We start from the raw sequence: 5564 nt of genomic DNA on the forward strand, positions 1-5564 counted from the left end.
TTACCGATGCAAAAACAGGCTCTTTATAACTATCAGCGGAATTCCAGTGTCTTTCGTAAACAACTGGTTTAGCCAGATGATGAATCGCGGTTTCCGACGCGTTTGCGGTACTCGGGAAATAACAGCGGAGCGAATTCATGCAGGGCTTTTTCATATACCCGGCGTTTAAAAAACACGATTTCCTCAACCGGTGTCCAGTAATCCACCCAGCGCCAGTCATCAAACTCTGGCTTGTCATGCAGGTCCAGTCGCACATCGGTTTCATCACCGGTAAAGCGCATCAGAAACCAGCGTTGTTTCTGACCGATACATAAAGGCTTGTTACCATAGCGCAGATAACGCTTCGGCAGCCGATAACGCAGCCAGCCCCGCGTGGTTGCAATCAACTCAACATGCTCTCGCCCCAGACCAATCTCTTCTGTCAGTTCACGGAAAGCAGCTTGCTCCGGCGTCTCGTTGATTTTTATGCCGCCCTGGGGAAACTGCCATGAGTCATGCTGAGCACGTTGCGCCCACAACACCTGGTTGAGATCATTGCAGAGGATTATCCCCACATTGGCTCTAAAGCCATCTTTGTCTATCACGGTTCAATCTCTCACCGGGGCAACGGTAAGCAATGGCCGCCGGCACAATAATTTATTTAATAGGTTTAGATTAGTGAATGAGACATGAGGATGCAACGCATTTTGTCTTACAATAGGTACTCATTTTATCGGGACATGACCAGTTACAATGGCTTTAGCAATATTTGATTTAGACAATACCCTACTCGGTGGTGACAGTGATTATTTGTGGGGGCGCTATTTGGCGGAAAATGCCATAGTGGATCCGCAGAGTTACCACGACACCAATCTGGCCTTTTACAATGACTATCAGTCGGGGCAATTGGATATAAATGCCTTCCTGCAATTTGTGTTTGAGCCACTGGCCAAAAACAGCATGCAAGATCTGTTGGCATGGCGTGCAGATTATCTGCAACAAAAAATCCTGCCGATTATTCTGCCAAAAGGCCTTGAGCTGATTGAACAACACCGCCAGCAAGGCGATACGCTGTTAATCATCACCGCAACCAATAGTTTTTTAACCACACCGATTGCAGAACTGCTGAAAATTGACCATCTGATTGCGACTGATCCTGAAATGCTGGATGGACGCTATACCGGAAAAGTTTTCGGCGTACCGTCATTCCAGCATGGCAAGGTAGAACGTCTGCAACATTGGTTGGCTGAACATCAGCAGGATCTTGCCGGAAGTTATTTTTACAGTGATTCGCACAATGATCTGCCATTACTGGAACAGGTCGAAACACCAATCGCTGTGGATCCGGACGACAAACTGGCCGAAGTTGCACGACAACGTGACTGGAAAATCCTCAGTCTGCGTGAATAATTGCTACAATTCGGGGTTTTAATCACTTAAATTCAGGCCGTCAATTATGGAATGGGAAGTTGTTATCGGGTTAGAGATCCACGCCCAGCTTGCAACCAAATCAAAAATTTTCTCTGGAGCAGCTACTGCTTACGGCGCGGCGCCAAACTCTCAGGCGTGTGCCGTTGATCTGGGTTTACCGGGTGTATTGCCGGTGTTAAACAAAGAAGCAGTGCGCATGGCCGTTAAATTCGGTCTTGCCGTTGATGCTGAAATTGCTGATCGCTCGGTGTTTGCCCGCAAAAACTATTTTTATCCGGATTTACCTAAGGGCTATCAAATCAGCCAGTTTGAATTGCCCATAGTTGGCAAAGGTCAAATCAGCATTGAAATGGAAGACGGCAGCGAGAAAATTGTCGGCATTACCCGTGCCCATCTTGAAGAAGATGCCGGTAAATCCCTTCACGAAGATTTTCATGGCCAGACCGGCATCGATTTAAATCGAGCCGGTACGCCATTACTGGAAATCGTTTCCGAACCGGATATGCGCAGCGCTAAAGAAGCTGTGGCCTATATGAGAAAAATTCATTCTCTGGTGCGTTATCTGGAAATCTGTGATGGCAATATGCAGGAAGGATCCTTCCGTTGTGATGCCAACGTTTCCATTCGCCCTAAAGGTCAGGAAAAATTCGGCACTCGCGCTGAACTGAAAAATATTAATTCATTCCGCAATGTTGAGCGCGCTATCAATATCGAAATTGAGCGGCAGATTGATGTGATCGAATCGGGTGGTACGGTCGTTCAGGAAACCCGTCTGTATGACGCCGATAAAAATGAAACCCGTTCCATGCGCAGCAAGGAAGAAGCGAACGATTACCGTTACTTCCCTGATCCAGACTTACTCCCTGTGGTGCTGGATGAAGGACTGCTTGAACAGGTCCGTGCTACATTGCCGGAACTGCCGAATGAAAAACGTGACCGTTTGATCAGTGAAATGGGCTTATCCAAATATGACGCCAGCGTGCTGACCAGCAGTCGAGAACTGGCCGATTATTTTGAATCGGTGCTGGCAGCGACAGGAAATAAAGATCCAAAACAATGCGCCAACTGGGTAACCGGTACTTTATCCGGCGCACTGAATAAAGCTGGTCTGGAAATCACTGAATCTCCAGTATCTGCCGAGCAGCTTGGCAGTGTTTTACTGCGCATTCAGGACAACACCATCTCTGGAAAGATTGCCAAGCAAGTGTTTGAGGCTATCTGGAATGGTGAAGGCGCTGATGCCGATGCAGTCATAGAATCCAAAGGTCTGAAGCAGGTCACTGATAGTGGTGCCATTGAAGCGATGATTGATGAGGTAATTGCCGCTAATCCGCAACAGTTACAACAATATCGTGACGGTAAAGAGCAGTTATTTGGCTTTTTTGTCGGACAGGTGATGAAAGCATCAAAAGGCAAAGCCAATCCTGGTCAGGTCAACGAGATCCTCAAACAGAAATTGGCTGGTTAGACTTTTCATATTGAACTCGAAAGCCCTGACGCTGGATAGGCGCTCAGGGCTTTTTTGTGTGCCAGATTTGTGCAAATCAGTTCACATTTTGGATTAAGCTACTCCCAGTATTCGACAATCTGATGTAGTATCGGCTGATGTTTTTTGAACACGCATAACAAGGACGCTAATGATTCATTTAAAATTCAGGATGTTGGGCCTACTAAAATGAAGTTTGTACAGGAACATTTACCTACCAAAAGCGGTTTTAACAAACTCTCCTCGACATCGGCGTTGAGTGATGCAAACTGGGTACTAGTCTTCGGTTCGGTTAATCGTTTCAGCGAACGTAACTTCGCCAGTCAACTACAGAAACGTTACCCCAATGCGCAAATTATCGGCTGCACCACCTCCGGTGAAATTACCGGTGACGGCGTTTTCGATGACAGCGTGCACATCACTGCCATGCAATGGCAGAAAAGCCAGCTACGTTTTATCTGTAAACCGGTGAACAGCATGGAGCAATCTCATGCGTTAGGTGCGCAGATTGCCAACGAATTAGTCGCGCCAGATTTGAAAGGTGTTTTCGTCCTCAGTGACGGCCTGAACGTAAACGGCTCGGAACTGGTTGAAGGTCTGCAGGAAGTGCTGCCTAATACCCCCATTACCGGCGGACTGGCCGGCGATGATGCCAAATTTACCAAGACATTGTTACTGAATAACGATCAAATCAAGGATCGCATTGTGATTGCCGTAGGTATCTACGGTAAAGATGCCATTGTAACCAGTGGTGCATTGGGTGGCTGGAAGCCTTATGGCCCCCCGCGGCGCATTACCAAGGCCATCAAAAATGTGGTTTATGAAATGGACAATAAGCCCGCCTTGCCACTTTATAAAATGTATATCGGCTATTACGCCAGTGAACTGCCCTCTTCAGGTCTGAATTTTCCGTTTGCCATCATGGATGATAAAAACGTCAATGTGATTCGAACATTGCTGTCGATTAATGCAAAAGAGAATAGCATGACCTTTGCCGGCAATATTGCTGAAGGCTCAACCGTCCGTTTTCTGAAATCTGATCACGATCAATTGGTGGCAGGTGCCAGCGAAGCCGCGAGACAGATTTTATTGAAAAAAGTGGATATTAACGATAAAGCATTAGCGATTTGTGTCAGTTGTGTTGGACGTAAACTGGTGATGGAAGATCAGGTTTCAGATGAAGTCTATGCGGTGCAGCGTCTGCTGGGGATGCAAACCGGGATTACCGGTTTTTACTCTAATGGCGAAATCTGTTCCGGAGAAGATGATAGTCATAGCCTGTTGCATAACCAGACTATGACTATCGCCTATTTAAGCGAACATAACTCCTGAGACTATACTGGCATTGGCATAACGCCTATGCCAGTTCTCTTGCAGCGGCGAGCAGAGCCAGCCGTGCAATCACCCCATAAGCGTAAAAGCGATTGGGTTCGGCATCAGGTTTATCAAATTTGTCCGGTGTAATACAGGATTGTGCAAACGCCAACGGTTCGAAATGCATACCTGGTGCATTAAGATTCTCATCCACCCCCCGCCCGGTATGCACGCGATAAAATCCGCCGATAACAAAATGATCCATCATGTAAATTACCGGCTCAGCAACCGCTTCATCCTCTCCCAGCGTTTCGAAGGTATAGACACCTTCCTGAATCAAAACATTATCTACCACAAGCCCTTCTTTGGCTGAGGACATCTTGGTGCGTTGTTTACGGTTCAGGTTCAATAATTCGTCAGCACTTTTCACCATCATAATGCCCATTCCATAAGTGCCTGAATCGGCCTTGAGTACGACAAACGGCTCTCTGTCTATACCGTATTGATCGTATTTATTCTGTATAGCGGTTAGCAGTGTATTGACGTTTCGCGCCAGACATTCCATGCCATTACGTTCCATGAAATTAACTTCACCACATTGCAGACTGAGGGGAGAAACCAGCCATGGATCAATGCCAATCTGTTCAGCGAATGCATGAGCCACCATTGCATAATGAGTAAAATGATCTGACTTTTTACGGGTGGCCCAGCCAGCTTTCAATGGTGGGGCCAACTGCTGTTCCAGATTTTCCAGAATCGCTGGTTGTCCGCCTGACATATCATTATTCATTAACACCAGACAGGGAGAAAAATCGCCAATGGCAACTCGATTACCCTGACGTTCCAATGGGGAAATTTCACAGCTTTTGCCCGAAGGAAGTTCAACCGTTATCGGTTCCTTAATATCATCGCGCAAACTGGCAATACGAGCCTCCAGACCGGCTTTTTCAAAAATATCTCTTAAGGTTTCTACACTTTCAAGATAAAACAGGTTTCGGGTGTGGTTTTCCGCAATGATCAATACCCGCCGGGCTTTGGGACAAAGTCTCTCAACTGCAGCCTGTGCAGCCTGCACACATAGCGGCATAAAGGAAGGATTCAGGTTATTAAAACCTGCAGGAAATAAATTGGTATCAACGGGCGCCAGTTTAAAACCGGAATTTCGCAAATCTACCGAAGCATAGAAAGGCGCGGGCGTTTTTAGCCATTGCTCACGCAACCAGCATTCGACATCGGCCTGCCGCTCCAGTAAATGCGCTTCCAGTTCCAGTAAAGGCCCATTCAGGGCAGTAGTAAGGTGCGGTACGGCTGATGTCATGATGAACTCTCTGAATCAATAAAAATGAGGATGACG

The 5564-nt window shown here is 46.9% G+C and carries 5 protein-coding genes; 3 read left to right on the forward strand and 2 right to left on the reverse strand.

Going from position 1 to position 5564, the window contains the following annotated elements:
* Positions 1-68: 68 nt before the first annotated feature.
* The gene (locus tag B3M51_RS01970) at positions 69-584 is read right to left on the reverse strand and encodes an RNA pyrophosphohydrolase (RefSeq protein WP_292482627.1); all 516 of its coding nucleotides are present in this window, start codon (positions 582-584) and stop codon (positions 69-71) included.
* A gap of 148 nt (positions 585-732) precedes the next feature.
* Between B3M51_RS01970 and B3M51_RS01975 the strand changes: the two genes are divergently transcribed.
* From B3M51_RS01975 to B3M51_RS01985, 3 genes are all read left to right on the forward strand, one after another.
* On the forward strand, positions 733-1389 hold the full coding sequence (locus B3M51_RS01975) for an HAD family hydrolase (protein ID WP_292756472.1): 657 nt from the start codon (positions 733-735) through the stop codon (positions 1387-1389).
* A 46-nt stretch (positions 1390-1435) separates the two neighbouring features.
* Complete coding sequence (gatB, locus tag B3M51_RS01980) at positions 1436-2878, forward strand: Asp-tRNA(Asn)/Glu-tRNA(Gln) amidotransferase subunit GatB (protein ID WP_292756474.1); 1443 nt, start codon at positions 1436-1438, stop codon at positions 2876-2878.
* A 207-nt stretch (positions 2879-3085) separates the two neighbouring features.
* A complete protein-coding gene (locus B3M51_RS01985; protein ID WP_292482631.1) occupies positions 3086-4228 on the forward strand; it encodes an FIST signal transduction protein in 1143 nt (380 codons plus the stop codon).
* Between the two features lie 25 nt (positions 4229-4253).
* On the opposite strand, the gene gshA is transcribed toward B3M51_RS01985, so the two are convergent.
* The gene (gene gshA, locus B3M51_RS01990) at positions 4254-5528 is read right to left on the reverse strand and encodes a glutamate--cysteine ligase (protein ID WP_292482633.1); all 1275 of its coding nucleotides are present in this window, start codon (positions 5526-5528) and stop codon (positions 4254-4256) included.
* Positions 5529-5564: the final 36 nt, after the last annotated feature.

This window comes from Methylophaga sp. UBA2689, from assembly GCA_002354555.1.
Lineage (GTDB): Bacteria > Pseudomonadota > Gammaproteobacteria > Nitrosococcales > Methylophagaceae > Methylophaga.